The sequence below is a fragment of the Saccharopolyspora shandongensis genome, from assembly GCF_900106995.1.
Lineage (GTDB): Bacteria > Actinomycetota > Actinomycetes > Mycobacteriales > Pseudonocardiaceae > Saccharopolyspora > Saccharopolyspora shandongensis.
The window spans coordinates 148875-168560 of the sequence record NZ_FNOK01000015.1 but is presented as its reverse complement, the minus strand read 5'-3'; the positions used below and the strand labels follow the sequence as shown (position 1 = coordinate 168560).

The 19686-nt window shown below is 71.0% G+C and carries 19 protein-coding genes and 1 pseudogene; 5 read left to right on the top strand and 15 right to left on the bottom strand.

Annotated features, from left to right (window positions below):
- The 3 genes and pseudogenes from BLW84_RS18405 to BLW84_RS18390 all read left to right on the top strand — a co-directional run.
- Positions 1-262, top strand: a pseudogene (locus BLW84_RS18405) (IS481 family transposase); the annotation flags it as partial.
- A 155-nt stretch (positions 263-417) separates the two neighbouring features.
- Entirely contained in the window at positions 418-2214 is a 1797-nt protein-coding gene (locus BLW84_RS18400) for a serine/threonine-protein kinase (RefSeq protein WP_143060990.1), read from the top strand.
- Between the two features lie 53 nt (positions 2215-2267).
- Positions 2268-3164: a GNAT family N-acetyltransferase gene (locus BLW84_RS18390; RefSeq protein ID WP_342743158.1), complete on the top strand. Its 897-nt coding sequence runs from the start codon at positions 2268-2270 to the stop codon at positions 3162-3164.
- On the opposite strand, the gene BLW84_RS18385 is transcribed toward BLW84_RS18390, so the two are convergent.
- From BLW84_RS18385 to infC, 10 genes are all read right to left on the bottom strand, one after another.
- Positions 3151-4926, bottom strand: coding sequence for a hypothetical protein (locus BLW84_RS18385; protein WP_093266852.1), 1776 nt, complete (start codon positions 4924-4926; stop codon positions 3151-3153). The two genes, BLW84_RS18390 and BLW84_RS18385, sit on opposite strands and share 14 nt — an antisense overlap.
- A gap of 69 nt (positions 4927-4995) precedes the next feature.
- Positions 4996-5142 (bottom strand): hypothetical protein, encoded by a 147-nt coding sequence (locus tag BLW84_RS47525; RefSeq protein WP_177226536.1) that lies wholly within the window; start codon positions 5140-5142, stop codon positions 4996-4998.
- Positions 5139-6392 carry an NAD(P)/FAD-dependent oxidoreductase gene (locus BLW84_RS18380; protein WP_093266851.1) on the bottom strand — a complete coding sequence of 418 codons (1254 nt, stop codon included), beginning with the start codon at positions 6390-6392 and terminating at the stop codon, positions 5139-5141. The genes BLW84_RS47525 and BLW84_RS18380 overlap by 4 nt, the downstream gene beginning before the upstream one ends.
- A 102-nt stretch (positions 6393-6494) precedes the next feature.
- Entirely contained in the window at positions 6495-8012 is a 1518-nt protein-coding gene (locus BLW84_RS18375; RefSeq protein ID WP_093266849.1) for a PucR family transcriptional regulator, read from the bottom strand.
- Positions 8013-8064: 52 nt separating this feature from the next.
- Positions 8065-10557: a phenylalanine--tRNA ligase subunit beta gene (pheT, locus tag BLW84_RS18370; RefSeq protein WP_093266848.1), complete on the bottom strand. Its 2493-nt coding sequence runs from the start codon at positions 10555-10557 to the stop codon at positions 8065-8067.
- A 45-nt stretch (positions 10558-10602) separates the two neighbouring features.
- Positions 10603-11664 (bottom strand): phenylalanine--tRNA ligase subunit alpha, encoded by a 1062-nt coding sequence (pheS, locus tag BLW84_RS18365; protein WP_093266846.1) that lies wholly within the window; start codon positions 11662-11664, stop codon positions 10603-10605.
- 246 nt (positions 11665-11910) lie between these two features.
- Positions 11911-12759, bottom strand: a complete 849-nt coding sequence (locus BLW84_RS18360; protein WP_177226539.1) for a TrmH family RNA methyltransferase — start codon at positions 12757-12759, stop codon at positions 11911-11913.
- Positions 12759-13127 carry a 50S ribosomal protein L20 gene (rplT, locus tag BLW84_RS18355; protein WP_093266845.1) on the bottom strand — a complete coding sequence of 123 codons (369 nt, stop codon included), beginning with the start codon at positions 13125-13127 and terminating at the stop codon, positions 12759-12761. The genes BLW84_RS18360 and rplT overlap by 1 nt, the downstream gene beginning before the upstream one ends.
- Positions 13128-13228: 101 nt before the next feature.
- On the bottom strand, positions 13229-13423 hold the full coding sequence (gene rpmI / locus BLW84_RS18350) for a 50S ribosomal protein L35 (RefSeq protein ID WP_010313612.1): 195 nt from the start codon (positions 13421-13423) through the stop codon (positions 13229-13231).
- Positions 13424-13506: 83 nt separating this feature from the next.
- Positions 13507-14100: a translation initiation factor IF-3 gene (gene infC / locus BLW84_RS18345; protein ID WP_093266843.1), complete on the bottom strand. Its 594-nt coding sequence runs from the start codon at positions 14098-14100 to the stop codon at positions 13507-13509.
- A 295-nt stretch (positions 14101-14395) separates the two neighbouring features.
- Between infC and BLW84_RS18340 the strand changes: the two genes are divergently transcribed.
- Positions 14396-14725, top strand: a complete 330-nt coding sequence (locus BLW84_RS18340; protein WP_218157370.1) for a DUF1844 domain-containing protein — start codon at positions 14396-14398, stop codon at positions 14723-14725.
- Between the two features lie 2 nt (positions 14726-14727).
- Here the strand turns inward: BLW84_RS18340 and BLW84_RS18335 are convergent, their stop codons facing one another.
- From BLW84_RS18335 to BLW84_RS18325, 3 genes are all read right to left on the bottom strand, one after another.
- The gene (locus BLW84_RS18335; RefSeq protein WP_093266840.1) at positions 14728-15492 is read right to left on the bottom strand and encodes a DUF2182 domain-containing protein; all 765 of its coding nucleotides are present in this window, start codon (positions 15490-15492) and stop codon (positions 14728-14730) included.
- Positions 15489-16148: a DUF1326 domain-containing protein gene (locus BLW84_RS18330; protein ID WP_093266839.1), complete on the bottom strand. Its 660-nt coding sequence runs from the start codon at positions 16146-16148 to the stop codon at positions 15489-15491. Before BLW84_RS18330 ends, BLW84_RS18335 begins: the two co-directional genes overlap by 4 nt.
- 340 nt (positions 16149-16488) lie before the next feature.
- The gene (locus BLW84_RS18325; protein ID WP_093266837.1) at positions 16489-17583 is read right to left on the bottom strand and encodes a calcium:cation antiporter; all 1095 of its coding nucleotides are present in this window, start codon (positions 17581-17583) and stop codon (positions 16489-16491) included.
- Positions 17584-17675: 92 nt separating this feature from the next.
- On the opposite strand from BLW84_RS18325, the gene BLW84_RS18320 reads away from it, so the two are divergent.
- Positions 17676-18314: a LysE family translocator gene (locus tag BLW84_RS18320; RefSeq protein ID WP_093266836.1), complete on the top strand. Its 639-nt coding sequence runs from the start codon at positions 17676-17678 to the stop codon at positions 18312-18314.
- A 45-nt stretch (positions 18315-18359) separates the two neighbouring features.
- Here BLW84_RS18320 and BLW84_RS18315 read toward each other — a convergent pair whose 3' ends face one another.
- Positions 18360-18746 (bottom strand): RidA family protein, encoded by a 387-nt coding sequence (locus tag BLW84_RS18315; protein WP_093266834.1) that lies wholly within the window; start codon positions 18744-18746, stop codon positions 18360-18362.
- On the bottom strand, positions 18746-19513 hold the full coding sequence (locus tag BLW84_RS18310; RefSeq protein WP_093266833.1) for an IclR family transcriptional regulator: 768 nt from the start codon (positions 19511-19513) through the stop codon (positions 18746-18748). The genes BLW84_RS18315 and BLW84_RS18310 overlap by 1 nt, the downstream gene beginning before the upstream one ends.
- Positions 19514-19686: the final 173 nt, after the last annotated feature.

The window sequence follows — 19686 nt, the reverse complement described above, 5'->3', positions numbered from 1 at the left end:
CGCGGCCACCAAAGCGACACCATCCGGGCCCGTGCAGCAGCACGCCGGTGTCACCCAGCGGCCGGTCACCAGCACCGGCGTGGTCGCCTTCTCCGGCTGCTCGATCATCATCGGCCGCTGCTGGGCCGCACAGACCGCTACCGTCTACTGGCAAGGCGACCGCGTCAGCATCATGATCGGCGACACGGTCGTGCGGACGCTGACACTGGACCGCAGCGTCCGCTACCAACGACTCACACCAAAACTGTCCACGACGTCATGAGACAAAACTGTCCGTGAGGTCTTGAGACATGACAAGTCGCTACCGCAGCCCAAAACGCTCACGAGCCACGGGGAGCCCGCCGGCTCGGGCAAAGGCGGGACAAACTGATCATCTCGGCGCTAACGTTCCCTTCGGAGCGGGAGAAAGGGGCGCCGGTGAGCGAGGAACGCTTGTTGGCGGGGCGTTTCGCGCTTGAAACCGTGATCGGCCGGGGCGGAATGGGGACCGTTTGGCGGGCCTGGGACGCCCTGCTCGACCGGCCCGTCGCCGTCAAGGAGATCCACCTGCCTCCCGGGGCCGATCATCCGGAGCTGCGGGCGCGGGTGCTGCGGGAGGCCCGGCTCGCCGGGAAGCTCAACCATCCCGGCGCGGTCACCGTCTTCGACGCCATCGAGGCCGACGACCGGATATACATCGTCATGGAGCTGGTCGAGGCCGCCACCCTGCAGGACCTCGTCGAATCCGAAGGGCCGTTGCCGCCGGCCCGCACCGTCGAGATCGCCTCGCGCGTGCTGGACGTGCTCCAGGCCGCGCATCGGCTCGGCATCGTGCACCGCGATGTGAAGCCCAGCAACATCATGGTGGCCGCCGACGGTTCGGTGAAGCTGACCGACTTCGGCATCGCACGGCTCGACGACGGCTCCACCGCGACGGCGTCCAGCATCATGGTCGGCTCCCCCGCCTACATGGCCCCCGAACACGTCCGGGGCCGCGCCGTGGCCGCCTCCGATCTGTGGGCGCTGGGCGTCACCCTGTACTTCGCGGTCGAGGGCAAGTCGCCATACCTGCGAAGCACCGCCGGGGATTCGCTGGCCGCGGTGCTTTCCGAGGAGCCGCCCGCGCCGGTCCGCGCGGGCGAGGCGTTGGCACGACTGCTGGGCGGGCTGATGGCCAAGCCGGTCGACGACCGGCCGACGATCGAGCGCATCCGCGCCCAGCTGAACACCATCGGAGCGGAGAACGGCGACCAGCCGACCGTCGACCTCGGCCGCCCGCAACGCGATCCGTGGCTGGTCGTCGCCGGGGTGATCTGCCTGTCCAGCTGCGTCGGCTTCGCCCTGCTGCTCTTCGACGTTCAGCAGAAGCTCCTACCCGGCGTTTTCACCCTGAGCAACGTCATGGACGCGGCCGCCCTTCCGGCCCGGTTCCCGGATCTCGCGGCGCGGCAGGCCGACGCACCCGGCAGCAGGTTCGCCGGCGTGGTGTCCTGGGCGACCGACGTGCCCCGAGCCGGCTACGCCGGAACGCTCGCCGACGGCGGCCTCGGGCTCGCCGGGCTGATCGTGCTCGCCCTGCTCGGGGCGCTGGTCGTGACGCTGCCGGTCGCCGGACTGCTGCTGTTCGTCCGGCGCTACCAGGTTCCTGTCGCGGCCGTCCTCGCGGGCAGTTCGCCGTTCTGGTTGTGGAGCGCCGGCTACTTCTTCGTCGGGCTCACGCGCCCGATTGACGAGCGGCTCTACCTCGCCCACCTGCTGTTCTGGGGCCCGCCGGCGGTCGCATCGCTCCTCGCACTGATCCGCGCGCCGCGGGCGGCCGTGCGACTCGGCCCGCGGCAGCGAGGGCTCGCGATCACCGCCGGCATCGCCGGGATCGGGTGCCTGGCGCTCGGTGCTTTCACCCACGGCTGGCCGAACCTGGCAACGGCTGCGTTGTTCGTGCCCGGCTTCGCGATCTCGGTCTTCGCCATCGTCGCGACGCCGCGCGCCACCGGCATCCGCATCCTGGCCGCCTGGACGGCCGCGCTGGCGATCCGCGCGGCCGTCGATCTGGCGGTGCTGCTCGACTTCGCCGCCTACGGCTTCATCGACGAGCACGGGAATCCGGTCGTAGCGGTGCCTTCCGAGTTCAAAGCCTCGATCGCGCTCACGTGCTTCGCGGTGCTGATCGGTGCCGCGCTCACGGTCGGCCGGTCGATCCGCGAGCGCCCGCGATCCTGGACGACCCCGCACTGATCTAGCCGCCATCGCGTTCCAGGCCGCTCCGGAAGAGTTCGGCCGGAACTCGCCTGTCGGGCGACGAAAGTCCGGACCTGCGCCGCGACCGGTGTCCTGGCCCCGCGCCCGAGCCGGCGGCGCTCGGCGAACGGGAGCGGGAAGTGCTGGCGCTGGTCGCGGAGGGCTTGCCGAACGCGGACATCGCCGCCCGGCTCTACCTCAGCGAAGGCACGGTCAAGGGCCACGTCTCTCGGGTCATGGCGGTGCTCGGCCGCGAGAACCGGACTCAGCTCGCCCTGCGCACCGTGCGCGGCCAGCTACCGGGGGCACCCCGATTCGACTTCGGCGCGGCTCTCCGGGCATCATCGTTGCCGATGACGATGACCCCACCCCGCCCCGGCACGGGTGCCCGCCGTTCGATGTCGATCACGACGTCGGACCCGGTCGGGCAGCGGGTGCGGTTGCGGCGCGTCGAGCCGGCCGACCGGCGCGCGCTGATGCGGTTCGACCGGGAATCTTCCGACACCCACTACCCGAAGTTCGACGGCTACCGGCACTGGGGAGCGCACCGGGCGCACCACGCCGACTCCGGCGACGACGTCCAGCTGGCCATCGAAACGCTGCTGGACCGGACGCTGGTCGGTTCCTTGTCCGCCAGCCAGGCCGAGCCCGGTTCCGGCCGGTTCAGCTACGGCATCGGGATCGGCCCGCAGCACCGCCGCCGCGGCTACGCCGACGACGCGATCGCCGCCCTGCTCGCGTTCATGTTCGGGCGGCTGCGCTACCGCAAGTGCCAGGTCGGGATCTACGACGGCAACGCCGCTTCCCTCGCGCTGCACGGCAAACTCGGCTTCCGCGAGGAAGGCCGTCTGCGCGACCCGGAATTCCTGTGCGGCGGAGCGCAGTGCCTCGTGCTGATGGGCATCACCGCCACCGAGTTCGCCGCCCGCAACTTCACTCCCCGATGACCGGTGGCACCGACTCCGACAGGTCCGTGCCGAAATGGTCCTGCTTTCCCCGGTAGTTGGAGCCCCGGCCTTCCTGCTCGCCGAACGACCAGGCGCCACCACCCGAGGTGGCTGCCCCGGCATCGGTAGCAACCCAGGTTCGCGCCCTGGTACTCGCCGCCCGCCCGGTGCTGTCCTGTTCCAGCCTGCCGATGAGGTACTTCTGCAGGCCGTTGAGATCCAGTTCCCCGCTGGGGCGCACGAAGCGCTGCAGGTCGCGCACGAACGTGACGACTATCGACACCGCCGAATCCCGGGCGGCTTCGGCGAACATGTCGAACCAGGACTGCGCGGTCCCGGCGTCGACGCCGCACGCCGCCGCGCAGTGCTCCATGGCGTCTGGCAACCAGCGGTGCGCGGCCCAGCACAGCCGGTGGTAGAACTCTTCAACCAGCAGCGCCCGCCATTCCCAGTCGTACCAGGCTGATTCACCCGGCAACGCGAGTTCCTGACGACTCCGGTGGAAGTGCTCGGCCAGCGTTTGATGGCGTAGCCGGAAACGCCGCGGCGCGCGACCGCGTTCGTAGCGCACCATCGTCTCCCGAACCACCTGGTGGTACTGGAGACGGCCCTGGTTTTCGTGGACGAACGGGCGGTCGCGAAGCCAACGGAACAGATCGGCTGTGCCTTCCTCCGCTCCCAACGCGATCAGAATGTCCTCGTCGAGGCCCCGGGGCAGCGCGGCCAACACGGCATCCTCGCGGCGCTGCTGGTCGGGTACCCAGTTCAGGAACCGCGCGACCGCCATTGCCGTCGGGTCGTGCGCATCGTGCCCCGACTCGGCCAAGGTCGCGACCAGCAGCGGAAGCCCACCTGACAGTTCGAGCACGACGTCCACCAGGCCCGGATCGCGGACTCCCCTGCGGTTCAGCAGGGTTCGGGCTTCCTCTGACGTGAACGGATCGAGCCGCCAGGTCACCGTGATCGAGGAGTACTCGCCCCAGCTGTTGGGATCCAGCGGGTGCTGCCCGGCGATGCCAAGGATCAGGGCGACGGGAAGTTCGCCGTAGTGCCCCTGCAGCATGCGCAGCAGCCACTGCTCGATGACCTCGGAGGTGCGCTCGTAGTTGTCGAACAGCATCACCAGCTGGCGGTGCTGGGCGAGCTTCCGCAAGTCTTCGACCAGGAACGGGGTGAGTTCCTCGACTGGCGACAGCAGCAACCGGACATCGGCCTGGCTACCGAACTTCCGCGCGAAGTAGCCCCGGCACTGCTCCATCCACGCCTGGAGCCTCTCCGGCGGGACGGCGTCGGCGACCGGTCCGAGCCCCGGTGCGGCCATGCGCACCACACCGAGGCCGAACCGGATCGCCGTCGACATCACCAGTTCCCGGGCCTCCGACGGCGCCTGCGGATCGGACAGCACGTCGTCGTGCCTGCGTTCGTATTCGGCGAGGCGCTGGGCGAAGCCGCGGGTCTCGCCGCCCTGGCCGGCCAGCTGGCGGGCGATCGCGCCCATCGCCGCCACCAGGTTGGACTCGTTGTCGTCGGTGACCGCGACCAGCGCCTCGTGCTGCAGCGAGATCTCCCGGAGCTGGCGCAGCAGGAACGTCTTACCGATACCCGCCTGCCCGTGCAGGCCGAACACGAACTTGCGGTCCACCGGCGGCAATTGCAGATTCGTGCGGAAGACGCTGCACTGCAGGCTGCGGCCAACGAACTCGCTGCCCTGCCGTTGCCGCAGGATCTCCTGCAGGCTCCGCGCACCCCCTGCTCCGACCACCCGGACATACTGCCAGGAAGTCGATCTACCGAGTGCCGGTTCGGGGAAGATCCGCTCGTACCGCGCGCGTCAACTGGGTTCGGCTCGGATGCGCCGCTCCAGGGCGTATTCCGTGGCGATGCGCAGCAGCATCTCCTTCTCCACTCGCAGCAGTTGGTTCTCGCGGCGGAGCCGGTCGAGCTCCGCCCGTTCCGCCGTCGTCAGGTCCGTGCTCATCGCAACGGGTCGAACGGTTGCAGGAGCGCCGGGCGCTTTCCGGTGGTGATCTGCTCCGCCAGCAGGCGCCCGGTGAGCGGGCCCAGGGTCAGGCCCCACATGCCGTGGCCGCCCGCGACGTAGGCGCCGGGCATCTTCGTCGCGCCGATCAGCGGCAGGCCGTCGGGCGTCACCGGGCGGCCGCCGACCCACTCGTCGCGGCGCTCGTTCCAGCCGACGCCCTTCAGCAGCGGGCGCGCGGAGCGCACGATCGCTTCGATTCGGTTGCGGTCCAGCGGATCGTCCGGCGAGCGGAACTCCATCGTTCCCGCCACCCGGAGGCCGCCCTGGTAGGGCGTGCACGCCACGCGCGCCGCGGGCAGGTAGATCGGGCCCGGCACGGGCTGCTCGGTCGGCACCGTGAACGAGTAGCCGCGCCCGGCCCGCACCGCGGTGCGGACGCCCAGCGGCTTCGCCAGCCGGCTCAGCCACGCGCCGGTGGCCAGCACGACCACCTCGGCCGACACCCGCTCGTCCTGCTCCGACTTGACGACGACCTGGCCGGAACCGCGCAGCACCTCCCGCACGCGGAACCCGGTGCGCAGCTTGCCGCCGCGCTCCACCACCGACTTCGCCAGGCTGCGGGTGAACTCGCCGGGGTCCACGTAGCGCTGCCCCTCGACCCGCAGCACGGCCGCGATGCGCGACGACAGCTGCGGCACGTCGACGTCCGAAGTGGACAGTTCGCGGACCTCGACGTCCTGGCCGCAGCGGCGGATCTGCTCGAACTCGTGCCGCAGCTCGGCGACCTGCTCGGGCTTCTCGAACGCCGCCGTGATCGGCGCGGGCACCGTCGGCGCGGACACGCCGCCCGCGGTCAGCGAATCGAAGGCGTCCAGGCACTCGGCGTTCATCGGGACGAACGCGCGCATCGACCGCTGCCAGGCCCACGGCGTGCACCGCAGGGCGAAACCCGTGAGGAAGGACCACAATCCGGGATCCACCGAGGTCGGCACGTAGAGCGGCGCGTCCCGGTCGAACAACGACCGCAACCCGTAGCGCAGCACGCTCGGTTCCGGCAGCGGGATCGAGAACCCCGGCGAGAGGTAGCCGGCGTTGCCCCAGGACGCACCGGCCGCGACGTCGTCGCGGTCGAGCACCGTGACCTCGACGCCGTGTTCCTGCAAGAACCAAGCGGTCGACAAGCCGACCACACCCGCACCGATCACCACGGCCCGGCGCGGAACCCCGTCGATCCCGTCCTCGCGCATGCTTCCTCCTCGAAACGTCTTGAGGTGGAGCCTGCCCTGGCGGCGGCGCCGAGCCAGTGTCGGAATCGCACAAATCGCGGCGCCCCGATTGGCCGGAACCGACTACACGGCGAGCGCGATGATCATCGCCAGCCGGGCGTCCGGGTCGTCCAGGTCCAGCGGCGTCAGCTCGGCCATCTTCCGCATCCGGTACCGGACGGTGTTCGGGTGGACCTCCAGCCGCGCCGCCGCGGCACCCAGATCGCCCTGGCATTCCAGCCACGCCCGCAGCGTCTCGACGTAGCTCGTGCCGTGCTCCCGGTCGTGGCGGCGGAGCTCGACAACGGGGCCGCGATCCGGCGCCCGCCCGGTCGACGCGACATGCCGCAGCCGCCGCAACAGGATCTCGTGCCACGCCTCGTCGTAGACCACGGCCGCGAGCCGGTCCGCCCGCGTCGCGTGGATCGCCAGGCTCTCGTCCGCCTCCTGCCTGCTGTCCACCAGCTGCGCGGCCTCGGCCGGGCCGCCCACCCCGACGAGGACCGTCGCATCGCCGGCGAGTTCCCGGACCAGGGCCCGCGCCCACTCGCACGCCGGCTCGGCGTCCTCGTGCGGCAGGATCGTGTAGACGGTGTTCGCGAACAGCGCGCTTCGCCCGGGGCGCGACCAGCCGAAACCGGTCGTCGCCCGCTCGAAGGCGAGCAGCGGCGCGGCCTCCGGCGCGCCACCGGTGTGCATCTGCACCGCCACCACGCGGTACCTCGTGCTGCGGAGGCCGAGGCGGCTCAACGCCGCGGCGGGGTCCTCGTGCCCCTCCAGCAGCCCGATGACCAGATCGGATTCGACCTGCCGCTCCAGATCCGCGCTGGCCCGGGCGCGGAGCAGGTGCAGCGCCGCGGTGCGCGCCCCGTTGACCAGCGCGGCCTGGTGCGCGGCCGTGAGCGCGTGCTCCGTCACCACCCAGATCGAGCCCAGCAGCTCCTTGCCCGCGCGGACCGCCACAACGGCCCTGCCGTGCAGGGATTCCGGCCCCAGCGGAGCCACGAAGATCGGTTCGTCGGAGGTCTCCAGGTGCCGGAACACGCCGCGCTCCGTCAGCTCCCGCCGGATCTCCGCGGGCACCCGCCGCCCCAGGATCGTGGCCAGCCGGGCCCGGTCGGCGCTGTGCTGCCGGCTGGAGTACGCGAGCACACCAGAGCGGTGGTCCTCGATCGTCACCGGGCCGCCGACCGAGTCCGCGAGCGCGTCGGCCAGTGCGAACAGGTCCGTCGGGCCCCGGCCAGCCTCGGTTTCGCGGCCCTCCAGCACCAGCCCGTAGATCACGGCCGCCAGCTGGCCCCACGACACGGCCGGGTCGACGAGCACGACCGTCACATCCCGGTCGCGGGCCACCGCGAGCGCCCGCTCGCCGAGTTCGGTGCAGCGCAGCACGACCACTTCGGCGCGAGTGCCCGAGAGCAGATCCGCCGCGCCGTCGGCATCGACACCTACGGCGAGCAGGACGTCCTCACCGCCCGGGGCGGGATCGGCCGGGTCGTGCAGCGCCACCGACCGCAGCTCCGTCGACCTGGATCGCGGGGCGTTGCCCAGCCGGGCCCCGAGGCCGCCGAGGACGTTGATCAACCGATCCAGCTTGACCACGGCCGCTCCTCGAACCCGGGGCCCGGATCACCTGAATCCGGGCCCCGTCAAATCAGGCGCGGAGGCTGGCTCCGAGGCGCTCGGTGGCGGCTCGCACCGCCGCGTCGCGGGCCTCGGTGGCCTCCTCCTGCTTGAGCGTCCGGTCCGAGGCGCGGAAGCGCAGCGCCAGGGCCAGCGACTTCTTCCCTTCGTCCAGCTGCTCGCCGGCGTAGACGTCGAACAGCCGCACGTCCTCCAGCAGCTCGCCGCCGCCGGCGCGGACCGCGTCGATCACGTCGGCTCCGGCCACGCCGTCGTCCACCACGAGGGCGATGTCCATCAGCACCGGCGGGTACGCCGAGATCTGCGGCGCCGGGCGGTGGTCGGTCAGCGGCAGGGCGTCCAGGTCGAGCTCCATCGCGCAGGTCCGCTTCGGCAGGCCCAGCGCCTCCACGACCTTCGGGTGCAGCTCGCCCGCGTGGCCGACGACGACGTCACCGGCCTTCAGCTGCGCGCACCGGCCCGGGTGCCACGGCGCGAGCTCGCCCGCGCTCACGGTCAGCTCCACGCCGGCGGCCTCGGCGACGACGCGCGCGGCCTGCACCGCGTCCGCCCAGTTCGCCTCGCGACCCTTGCCCCACCAGCCGGCCTGCTCGCGGTTGCCACCCAGCATCACGGCGACGTGCGTCGGCTGCGCCGGCAGCGCTGCGTGCAGCGCGGCGATCTCCTCGTCGCTGGGCCGCGACGCCACGCCCACCGAAGGCACCGGGGGCTGGTTCTCCGCGGGCTGCACGACCTGTCCGATGTGGAACAGCGCGAGATCGCGCTGCCCGCGGGAAACGTTGCGCTGCAAGGTTTCCGCCAGCCCGGTCAGCAGCGTCGTGGTCAGCAGCGACCGGTCGCTCTCCAACGCGTTGAGCACCGTCATGGTGCGCCGCCGCGGGTCGTCCTCGGCGAGGCCGAAGTCGTCCAGCGTCGCCTTGCCGACGAACGGGAACGGCAGGACCTCGACGTAGCCCTCACTGGCCAGCGCCCGGGAGACCGCGCGCTGGCGGCGCTGCTCCGCGGTGAGCCCGCGCCCGGGCGGCGCGGCGGGCAGCACCGAGGGGATCGTGTGGTAGCCCTCCAGGCGCAGCACTTCCTCGACCAGGTCGTACGGCTGCTTCAGGTCCGGACGCCATGTCGGCGGGGTCGCGGTGACCAGGCCGACGCCCTCGTCGGAGGTGCTGACCTCGATGCGGCAACCGATCTGGCTCAGCCGCCGGGCGGTCACGCCGCGGTCGTAGTACACCCCGGCGATCTTGTCCGGCAGTGCCAGCGGCATGGTCACCGGCTCGGGCTGCTTCGGCGCGCCCACGTCGGTGCGGCCGGGCGCGATGGTGCCGTCGCCGTAGCGGACGAGCAGCTGCGCGGCCAGCTCGGTGGCCACCGCGGCGATCGCCGGGTCCACCGTCCGCTCGAAGCGCTTGCCCGCCTCGCTGGGCAGCTTGTGCCGGCGGATGGTACGGGCGATGCTGGCCGGATCCCAGTTCGCCGCCTCCAGCAGCACGTCGTGCGTGTTGTGGCCGATCTCGGTGGACTCGCCGCCCATCACGCCGGCCAGCGACACCGGGCCGCTGTCGTCGCAGATCACGATGTCGTCCGGGTCCAGCTCGCGGCTCAGCCCGTCCAGGGTGGTCAGCTTCTCGCCCTGCTCGGCGCGGCGCACCACCAGGGCACCGGCCACCTTCGTGGTGTCGAAGGCGTGCAGCGGCTGGCCGAGCTCCAGCATCACGTAGTTGGTGACGTCGACGGCCAGCGAGATGGACCGCATCCCGGCCAGCGCCAGGCGGCGGCGGAGCCACCACGGGCTCGGCGCGGTCGGGTCGACGCCGGTGACCCGGCGCAGCACGAACCGCGAGCAGGCGCTCGGGTCGCGCAGCTCCACCTCGCGCGAGGACCGGTCGTCGGCCGGGACCGGGCGGGTGCCCGGGTCGCCGAACGGCACGTCGAGCGCGTTGGACAGCTCGCGGGCCAGGCCGCGCACCGAGAAGCAGTAGCCGCGGTCCGGGGTGATGGCCAGCTCGATGATCGAGTCGTCCAGCCCCACCAGCTCGACCGCGTCGTCGCCGGGGTCGGCCGAACCGGGCGGCAGCACCAGGATGCCGTCGTGGTCCTCGCCGATGCCCAGCTCCTTGGCCGAGCAGATCATGCCCTCGCTGACCTTGCCGTAGGTCTTGCGGGAGGTGATCTCGAAGTCGCCGGGCAGCACCGCACCGGGCAGCGCGACCACGACCAGGTCGCCCTCCTGGAAGTTGCGGGCACCGCAGATGACGCCCTGCACCTGCTGCTCGCCGGAGTCGTCCGCGCCGACCTCGACCTGGCAGAACCGGATCGGCTTCTTGAACTCGGTGAGTTCCTCGATCGCGGCGACGCGACCGGCCACGAGCGGCCCGCGCACCTGGGTCAGGTGGACGACCTCCTCGACCTCCAACCCGATCCGGATGAACGCTTCGGCCAGCGTCTCCGCGGTCGTCTCCTCGGGCAGCTCAAGGTGCTCGGCCAGCCAGGAAACCGGAATCCGCACTTGGTCAGGCCTTTCTCTCGTTCAGGTGGGTGGTGTCGGTGGGCATCAGATGCCGAACGGCTGGGTGAACCGGACGTCGCCCTCGACGATGTCGCGCATGTCCGGGATGCCGTTGCGGAACTGCAGCGTGCGCTCCAGCCCCATGCCGAACGCGAAGCCGGTGTAGACGTCGGGGTCGACGCCGCAGGCGCGCAGCACGTTCGGGTTGACCATGCCGCAGCCGCCCCACTCGACCCAGCCGGCGCCGCCCTTCTTCTCCGGGAACCACACGTCCATCTCGGCCGACGGCTCGGTGAACGGGAAGAACGACGGCCGCAACCGGGTCTTGGAGTCCGGGCCGAACATCGCCCGGGCGAACGCGTCCAAGGTGCCCTTGAGGTGCGCCATCGTCAGGCCCTTGTCCACCGCCAGGCCCTCGACCTGCGAGAACACCGGGGTGTGGGTGGTGTCCAGCTCGTCGGTGCGGAAGGTGCGGCCGGGGCACACCACGTACACCGGCAGGTCCCGCTCCAGCAGCGAGCGGATCTGCGACGGCGAGGTGTGGGTGCGCAGCACCAGCCCGGAGTTCTCCGGCCCGACGTAGAAGGTGTCCTGCATGCTGCGGGCCGGGTGGTCCTTGCCGAAGTTCAACGCGTCGAAGTTGAACCACTCGGTCTCCAGCTCGGGACCCTCGGCGACCTCCCAGCCCATCGCCACGAAGGTGTCCTCGACCTGCTCGGCGAGCTGCGTGATCGGGTGCCGCGCGCCGGCCGGGACGCGGTCCCAGGGCAGCGTGACGTCGACCGTCTCCTCGCGCAGCACCCGCTCGTCGCGCTCGGCCTGCAGGGCGGCGCGGCGCTCGTCGAAGGCGCTCTGGATCCCCTCGCGGGCCTGGTTGACGCGCTTGCCGGCTTCCGATCGCGCCTTCGGCGGCAGCGCGCCGATCTCCCGGCGCGCGGTCAGCAGCGGCGAACGGTCCCCGAGGTGCGCGGGCTTGACCGCCGCCAGCGCTTCGAGGTCGGCGGCCGCGGCGAAGGCTTTGCTGGCCTCGACCACCGCGCGGTCCAGCGTCTCCGGCGACAGCGCGGCGACCTCTTTCGGGTCGTACGGGTCGTTGGCTCCAGACATCGTTAGTGCGTGACTCCCGTTGATCCGACAGGCATCAGTACCCGGTTCCCAGGCCGGTGACCCGGGGCGGCGAACCTGCTCGTTGGCATACGACTCAAGCCGCAAGCTGACCCCTGAATTCTATGCGACGGCCCCAACCGCTTTTCGCGGAGATCCGGTGCCGACACGCGGTCCCGGACCCGGCCGGTTCGCGAATTCACGCGAAATCGTCAACTTCCCCGAAGCTCGCGCGGAAAATCGCCGGGCTCAGCGACGCTGGGCGCGGGCAGAGGCGTAGAGGCAGACCGCCGCGGCGGTGGCCAGGTTCAGGCTTTCGGCGCGCCCGTACAGCGGCACCCGAAGCGTGGTGTCCAGCTCCGGCTTCACCTCGTCCGACAGGCCGTGGGCCTCGCTGCCGAACACCCACGCCGTGGGCTCGGCGAGCTCGCCGTCGCGGTCTGCCGTGTCGAGGTCGCCCGCGGCGTAGCCGTCGGCGCCGACCAGCCGGAGCCCGGCCGCGCGGCAGGCGGCGAGCACGGCGGAGACGTCGCGGTTCCGCGCGACCGGCAGGTGGAAGAGGCTGCCGGTGGACGCCCGCACCGCCTTGCCGTTGTAGGCGTCGACGGAGTCGCCGGCGAACAGCACGGCACCGGCACCGGCCGCGTCCGCGACCCGCACCACCGTGCCGGCGTTGCCCGGGTCGGCCACGCCGACCAGCACCGCGACCAGCTTCGGGCGGTCGGCGAGCGCGTCGGACAACGTGGTGTCCGGCAGGTCGCAGACCGCGATCAGGCCTTGCGGGGTCACGGTCTCCGACAGCGACGCCGCGGCCCGCTCGGTGACCAGGTGCACCGGCACCGACTCGGCGCGCGCCCGATCGAGGAACTCGGCGTGCCGGGGCTGCTCGGTGGCGAAGACGTCGCGCACCCGCGACACCCCGGCGGCGTGCGCGGTCAGCGCCTCGCCGACCGCCTGGGCGCCTTCTGCGAGGAACGCGCCGGCCTTCTCCCGGCCGGCGCGGCGGGTGAGCTTGCGAGCGACCGCGACCCGGGTCGAGCGCTCCGTCAGCGGAGTCGTCGTCCCGGGTCGCGGTGCAGCGGAGGGGCCTTCGGTGATCAGGCCGCACTCTCCGGCAGGTTCTTGCGCGCAACCTCGACCAGCGCGGCGAACGCCTGCGGGTCGTTGACCGCGAGCTCGGCCAGGATCTTCCGGTCGACCTCGACCTCGGCGGCCTTCAGGCCCTGCACGAACCGGTTGTAGCTCAGGCCGTGCTGCCGGGTCGCGGCGTTGATGCGGGTGATCCACAGCTTCCGGAAGTCACCCTTGCGGGCCCGCCGGTCGCGGTAGGCGTAGGTCATCGAGTGGAGCATCTGCTCCTTGGCCTTGCGGTACAGCCGCGAGCGCTGACCGCGGTAACCACGGGCCGACTCGAGAATGGTGCGGCGCTTCTTCTGGGCGTTGACTGCCCGCTTGACGCGTGCCACGGGGTCCGTCCTGTTATCTCATCGGGGGCGGCGGGGAACCGCCCGTGCGGGGTGCTGGAACTGCGTTGCTGACCTGCTGCCCGGGAGCAGCGGGTCGGGGTTCAGCGACCCAGCAGTCGGTTGATGCGCTTGACGTCGGCCTTGGCCACCGCTTCGGTGCCCTCGAGCCGGCGGGTGACACGGCTGGACTTCTTCTCCAGGATGTGCCGACGACCGGCCTGCTCGCGCCGCAGCTTGCCCGTGCCGGTCACCTTGAAGCGCTTCGAGGTGCCCTTGTGGGTCTTGTTCTTCGGCATCTTCTCGTCCTCGTTTCGTACTGATGCCGGGCGGGGGCGCGGACTGCGTCCCGGCCCGGCGTCACATCACGAGCCCTGCGGACTTAAGCGTTCGCCTTGGGCTTGGTCTTGTTCGTCTTGTGCGGCGCGAGAACCATGATCATGTTTCGGCCGTCCTGCTTCGGGTTGGCCTCGATGAATCCGAGTTCGGAAACGTCGTCGGCCAGTCGCTGCAGCAGGCGGAAGCCCAACTCGGGACGCGACTGCTCACGACCACGGAACATGATCGTCACCTTGACCTTGTGACCCTGGTTGAGGAAGCGGGTCACGTGGCCCTTCTTCGTCTCGTAGTCGTGCGGGTCGATCTTCGGCCGGAGCTTCTGCTCCTTGATGACGGTCTGCTGCTGGTTGCGACGCGATTCGCGAGCCTTCTGCGCGCTCTCGTACTTGAACTTGCCGTAGTCCATGAGCTTGCAGACCGGCGGGCGCGCCTGCGGGGCGACCTCGACAAGGTCCAGATCCGCTTCCTGGGCAAGCCGGAGCGCGTCCTCGATGCGGACGATCCCGACCTGTTCACCGTTGGGTCCGACCAAGCGGACCTCCGGAACCCGGATGCGGTCGTTGATGCGCGTCTCGGAGCTGATGGGCCCTCCTCGGTTCGATGGCTTAGTAACTGCACCGCGGCGCGTAGAGCTCACCCCGGAATGCAGAGGTCCCGCCGGCTGCCGCTTCCGCGGGCCGCGGGACCCTGACTCCAAACCGATCGAACCGGTACCGCAATACCGTTCGTGCCACCGATGGCTTGCACCATCGACAGGACCGGAACCCGGAAGCCTGTGGCGGCTACTCGGGTGGGAGCGGGACTCCACTTTGCCGCCCCCGCCGACGCGGGGGCTGGTCGTGCGTGTCAGGGTAGCAGGCGTGACCGAACCGCAGCCAACCCCATCCCCGAACGCGTCCGACCTGCTTGGTGAGCCGGTACCCGACGCGGACATGGAACTCAACGTCCGCGAGCTCGCCGATGTTCCCAGCGTCGAGGTGATCAGCCGGGCCGCGGTCATGCTGATGTCCGCGGCCGCGGAGAAGCTCGGGCTGGCCGCCGAGGACCCGGACACCGCCGCAGAGCGCGACCTGGACGAGGCGCGCCGGCTGATCACCGCGCTGGCCGGTCTGGTCACCGCTTCCGTCGAGTACCTGGGGCCGCACGCGGGCCCGGTCCGCGACGGGCTGCAGACGCTGCAGCGCGCGTTCCGCGAGGCATCCACCCACCCGGACGCCCCGGGCCAGGGCCCGGGCGAGAAGTACACCGGCCCGGTGTACTGAGCTCACCGGACGAGCAGGAAGACGCCGAGGCCGATCGCGGCCACGCCCAGCGCGAAGCCGATGGCCTCGCCGCGCGGGGCCGCCTTCTCCAACGCGATCGGCGCGGCCAGGACCGCCATCCACACGAGGTTCATCGCGCCCGCGGCGAGCAGCACGACGGTCAGCGCCCAGCAGCAGCCGAGGCAGTACCCGCCGTGGTGCATGCCCACTCGCAGCGCACCCGCACGGCTGCGCAGGGCGGTGTCGCCGTGGCGCACCAGCAGGGCCAGCGGCGAGCGGCAGCGGGCCAGGCACCAGCGCTTCAGCGGCGTGAACTGGTACGCGCCCGCGCAGATGAGCACGACCGCACCGACCCGCGCCGACACCGCCTCTCCCCGCATCGCGATCGCGTCGAACCCCCGCAGGACGGCGTAGGCGGGCACCCCGGTGGCGCTCCAGACGACCAGGTAGCCCGCCGTCAGGGCGGCGACGGTGCCACGGCGGGCGTGGCGTGCCGCGGCCAGCCGACGCACGCCGATGGTGAACGGCGTGCTGGCGGGCAGCATCATCGCCGCCATCATCACCGGCCAGATCAGCAGGAACAGCGGCATGGCGGACATCGCCGGCGCGCCGGTGAGGATTCCCACGCCCATGTCGGGCATCGCCGCGAGGCCGGTGATCAGCCAGGCCGCCCCGGCGAGCGCGAGCAGCGCGGCCGCCAGCGCGAGCTCCGCGCGCGACCAGGCGCGCGGGGCCGGAATGCCGCGCCGGGCGGCGGCGCGGGTCATGCCGCGTCCGGTCCCGTCCAGTCGAACGGGATGAGCTTGCTGGAGTTGCCCACGCGCTCCCAGCTGAAGCCGTACGCATCGGCCCGATCGGACGTCACTCTCCCCCAGGTCGCCGGCGGCTGACCGGGGCCGACCTCCGCGCCGGGCAGGTTGTGCACCTGGACGCGGGCGCCTTCGGCACTGGTGGGGCCGGTGAGCGCGGTGATGTCGGCCTCCGCGCAGCCGGGGATCCGCACCCGCCAGGCGGACAGGTCGTCGGCGATGGCGACCTCGATCGGGCTCGTCTCCGCGGCCACGATCTCCGGCCCGAACAGCTCGCCGAACTGCTGCGGCCAGCCGCCGGCCCGCCCGGTGAAGATCGCCCGGAGCGCGGCGCACTGCGCCTCGCCGGCGCGTTCGTCGAAGAACACCGCCGCGCGGGCGTCGTGGTGTTCCCGGGTCCAGATGTTGCCGGTGAAGGACGCGAGCATCGCGACGTTGAGGCCATCGAGTTCCAGGTCGCCGTAGTTGCCGGCGCGGATGTGCCACAGGAGGACGCCGTCGCAATCGCCGTAGGTGGGCGGTTGGGCGAACGAGCAGGGGCACGGGATGGCGCACTTGCAGGCGTCGAACCAGACGCCCGTCAGGTGCCATTGCGCAACTCCGGGCGCGTTCATGTCGATCCCCCGAGGCGCGTCGGTGGTAGTCCGCCGCCAGCATCCGTGATCCGCATCCCCTTCGGCACGGCCGAAAGGCCCGCGCGACAGCGCGTGTTGCACCGAGCGCAATGCACAGTGGACCACATTGCGCTCAGCTCAATGCACAGTGGACGGTAAATACCCGAAACCCTTGTCATGCCGCAAGATCTTGACCACTTGTCGAAGCTGACTTAGCGTTTGTTCGCTCCACACAACAAAAGACTCCAGGGGTGAAGGCGTGGGGCTGGGGCGGGGTGTTCGTGGTGGCGGGCGCGATCACCATCATCGGGCCGGTCCTCCTGCTGTTCGCCGGTCGTCGCTACGGGTTGACGGCCAGGAAGAGGAACGCCGCCAGCAGCGCCAGGTGGACGCAGCCCTGGAGTCGGGTGGCGCGGCCCGGGACGACCGTGAGGACGCTGACGATGACGGTCAGGGTGAACAGCACCAGCTGGGTTCCGCCCAGGCCGAGGTGCAGCGGGCCGCCCAGCCAGATCGTGGCGAGCGCGATCACCGGGATGGTCAGGCCGATGCTGGCGATCGCCGAGCCGTAACCGAGGTTGAGGCTGATCTGCATCCGCCGGCGGCGGGCGGCGCGCACCGCCGCGATCGTCTCCGGCAACAGCACCAGCATCGCGATCACCACGCCGACGAAGGACTGCGGGAAACCGATCGCGTCGACCGCGGCTTCGATCGCCGGGGATTCCAGCTTCGACAGCCCGACTACGGCGACCAGCGCGATCAGCAGCAGCACGATGCTCACCGCGGTCTGGCGGCCGGTCGGCGGCGGCGCGTGGTCGTCCTCCGCAGCGATGGTCCCCTCGTCGGTGACCGGCAGGAAGAAGTCGCGGTGCCGGACGGTCTGGGTGAACACGAAGGTGGCGTACAGCACGACCGACGCGACCGCGGCGAAGGCCAGCTGCGACGACGAGTACTCCGGCCCCGGAACCGTGGTGGTGAAGGTCGGGAACACCAGGCTCAGCGCGCCCAACGTCGCGACCGTCGCCAGCTCCGCGCCGGTGCCTTCGGCATTGAAGCTCGTCACGCCGTAGCGCAGGGCGCCCACCAGCAGGGAAAGCCCGACGATGCCGTTGGTGGTGATCATGATCGCGGCGAAGATCGTGTCCCGGGCCAGCGTCGCGGTCTCCGGCCCGCCGGAGACCATCAGCGTGACGATCAGGCCCACCTCGATGACCGTGACGGCGACCGCGAGGACCAGCGAGCCGAACGGTTCGCCCACCTTGTGCGCGATGACCTCGGCGTGGTGCACGGCGGTGAGCACGGCGCCCGCTAGCAGGAGCGCGAGGACGATCACCATGCCTATGCCGAGTCCCTTGCCGGGCCAGGCGATGGCCAGCGCGATGATCGCGAGCACCGGTACCAGCACGTTCCAGGACAACATCGAACGCAGCCACATGTGTCCACAGTAGATCCGGCTCCGCTCGGAACGGAGGAACTCGCTGGCGTCCGGCGCGGCGGCTTGCCAGGCTGTCCGAGGAGGTGTGTCGAATGGTTTCCGTCGATCGGTTGTTGGTGTTCGCGGCGATGTCCTTGGTGATCATCGCGGTACCGGGGCCGAGTGTTCTGTTCGTCGTCGGCCGCGCCCTCGCGCACGGCAAGCGCACCGCGCTTACCAGCGTCGTGGGCAACGCCATCGGGTGCTACCTGGTCGCCATCGCGGTCGCGCTCGGCGTCGGCGCGGTGGTGGCGCAGTCGATCGCGGTGTTCACCGCGATCAAGGTCGCGGGCGCGGTGTACCTGATCTACCTGGGGATCAAGGCGCTGCGCAGCAGTCGCCCACTGGCGGCGCAGCTGCCCGAGCAGACGCCCGCCTTCGGCGGCCTGCGAACGCTGCGGGAGGGCGTGGTGGTGGGGGTGGCGAACCCGAAGACGTTCATCTTCTTCACGGCGGTGGTTCCGCAGTTCGTAGATCCCGCGCTGGGCCACGTCCCGGTGCAGATGCTGCTGCTCGCCCTGATCCCGATCGCCATCGCGCTGATCTCGGACAGCGCGTGGGGCCTGTTCGCGGCCACGGCCCGCAACTGGCTCGCCAGCGCCCCGCGCCGCCTTGCGATGGTTCAGAAGGCGGGCGGCTTCGCCATGATCGGCCTCGGTCTCTCCGTCGCCGTCACCGGCCGCAAGGAATGAACGAAAGGCGCCTCCCGCTCGGAGGCGCCCTTCATCGCGAGGCGATCAGCCGAGGACGGCCAAGGCGTCGATCTCGACGAGGAGCCCGGCGGGAAGCCCTACGTAGACCGTGGTGCGGGCCGGGAACGGCTCGCCGACGACCCGGGCGTAGGTCTCGTTCATCTCCGCGAACTGCGAGACGTCCGTCAGGTACACCCGCAGCATCAGCACGTCCGCCAGGGAGCCGCCCTCGGCCTCCAGGATCGCGATGACGTTGCGCAGGCACTGCTCGGTCTGCTCGGGGACGCCGCCCTCGACCAGCTTGCCGGTCGCCGGGTTCACGGCGGTCTGACCGGAGACCTGCAGGATGTTGCCCTTGCGGACGCCCTGCGACAGCGGGATGTTCGCCGGCGGCTTGGGGGCTTTGTCGGTGCTGACCACGGTCCTGGCCATCAGACTTCCTTTCCTTTCGGGTTCTCGCGCTGCCACCCCAGCTCGGCGGAAACCTCGCCGGCGGCGCGCAGCACGTCGTCGACGAGACCGAGCAGTCCGTCGAAGTCCAGCAATACCTTGGGAACCGAGAGCGACACGGCGGCGACGGCCTCGCCGCGGTGGTTGCGGATCGGCGCCCCGACGCAGTGGATGAAGTCCTCGTGCTCGCTGCGGTCGACCGCGTAGCCCTGGGCTCGCACCCGGTCCAGCTCGGTCAGGAACCGGTCGGCCGAGTCGATCGTGTTGGCGGTCATCTTCGGGTACTTGAGCTGCTCGGCGAACCGGCGGCGCTGCTGCGTCGGCCAGTCGGCCAGCAGGGCCTTGCCCACGGCCGTGCAGTGCACCGGCGCGCGGCGGCCGATGCGGGAGTACATCCTGACCGGGTGCCGGCTGTCCACCTTGTCGATGTAGACGACCTGGTCGTCTTCGAGGGTCGCCAGGTGTACCGTGTGCCCGCTGATCTCGCCCAGCTCGACCAGGTGGCGGCGGGCGACGCCGCGCACGTCGAGGTCTTCCAGCGCTTGGTGGGCCAGGTCGAACAGGGCGCTGCCGAGGCGGTAGTGGTGCACGTCCTCGCGGCGCACGAAGCGGCCCGATTCGAGGGTGCGCAGCAGGCGCATGGCGGTGGATTTGTGCACGCCGAGGCGCTGCGCGAGCTGGTCGAGCGTTTGCGGGCCGGCGGCGAGTGCGGTCAGCACGGTCAGACCGCGTTCCAGGCTCTGGCTCACCGACCACTCCGTCCGTTGACGTGCTGCGCCGCTGATGGTACATACCTACCCGGCATTTTACGCAACCGGCGTTGCGATCTACGCAATAGCAATAGGAGGCCTTCGTGTCGACACGGGGGATCAACACCGCAGCGGTGCGCGCGCTGCACGACGAGCGCATCGACTGGCGCTTC

Excerpts from the sequence above, each read along its gene's own strand:
- BLW84_RS47525 (WP_177226536.1), bottom strand. The coding sequence starts at position 5,142 with ATGAGCACGGACCTGACGACGGCGGAACGGGCGGAGCTCGACCGGCTC.
- BLW84_RS18380 (WP_093266851.1), bottom strand. The coding sequence starts at position 6,392 with ATGCGCGAGGACGGGATCGACGGGGTTCCGCGCCGGGCCGTGGTGATC.
- pheS (WP_093266846.1), bottom strand. The coding sequence starts at position 11,664 with ATGTCTGGAGCCAACGACCCGTACGACCCGAAAGAGGTCGCCGCGCTG.
- rpmI (WP_010313612.1), bottom strand. The coding sequence starts at position 13,423 with ATGCCGAAGAACAAGACCCACAAGGGCACCTCGAAGCGCTTCAAGGTG.
- BLW84_RS18340 (WP_218157370.1), top strand. The coding sequence starts at position 14,396 with ATGGAACTCAACGTCCGCGAGCTCGCCGATGTTCCCAGCGTCGAGGTG.
- BLW84_RS18335 (WP_093266840.1), bottom strand. The coding sequence starts at position 15,492 with ATGACCCGCGCCGCCGCCCGGCGCGGCATTCCGGCCCCGCGCGCCTGG.
- BLW84_RS18330 (WP_093266839.1), bottom strand. The coding sequence starts at position 16,148 with ATGAACGCGCCCGGAGTTGCGCAATGGCACCTGACGGGCGTCTGGTTC.
- BLW84_RS18325 (WP_093266837.1), bottom strand. The coding sequence starts at position 17,583 with ATGTGGCTGCGTTCGATGTTGTCCTGGAACGTGCTGGTACCGGTGCTC.
- BLW84_RS18320 (WP_093266836.1), top strand. The coding sequence starts at position 17,676 with ATGGTTTCCGTCGATCGGTTGTTGGTGTTCGCGGCGATGTCCTTGGTG.
- BLW84_RS18315 (WP_093266834.1), bottom strand. The coding sequence starts at position 18,746 with ATGGCCAGGACCGTGGTCAGCACCGACAAAGCCCCCAAGCCGCCGGCG.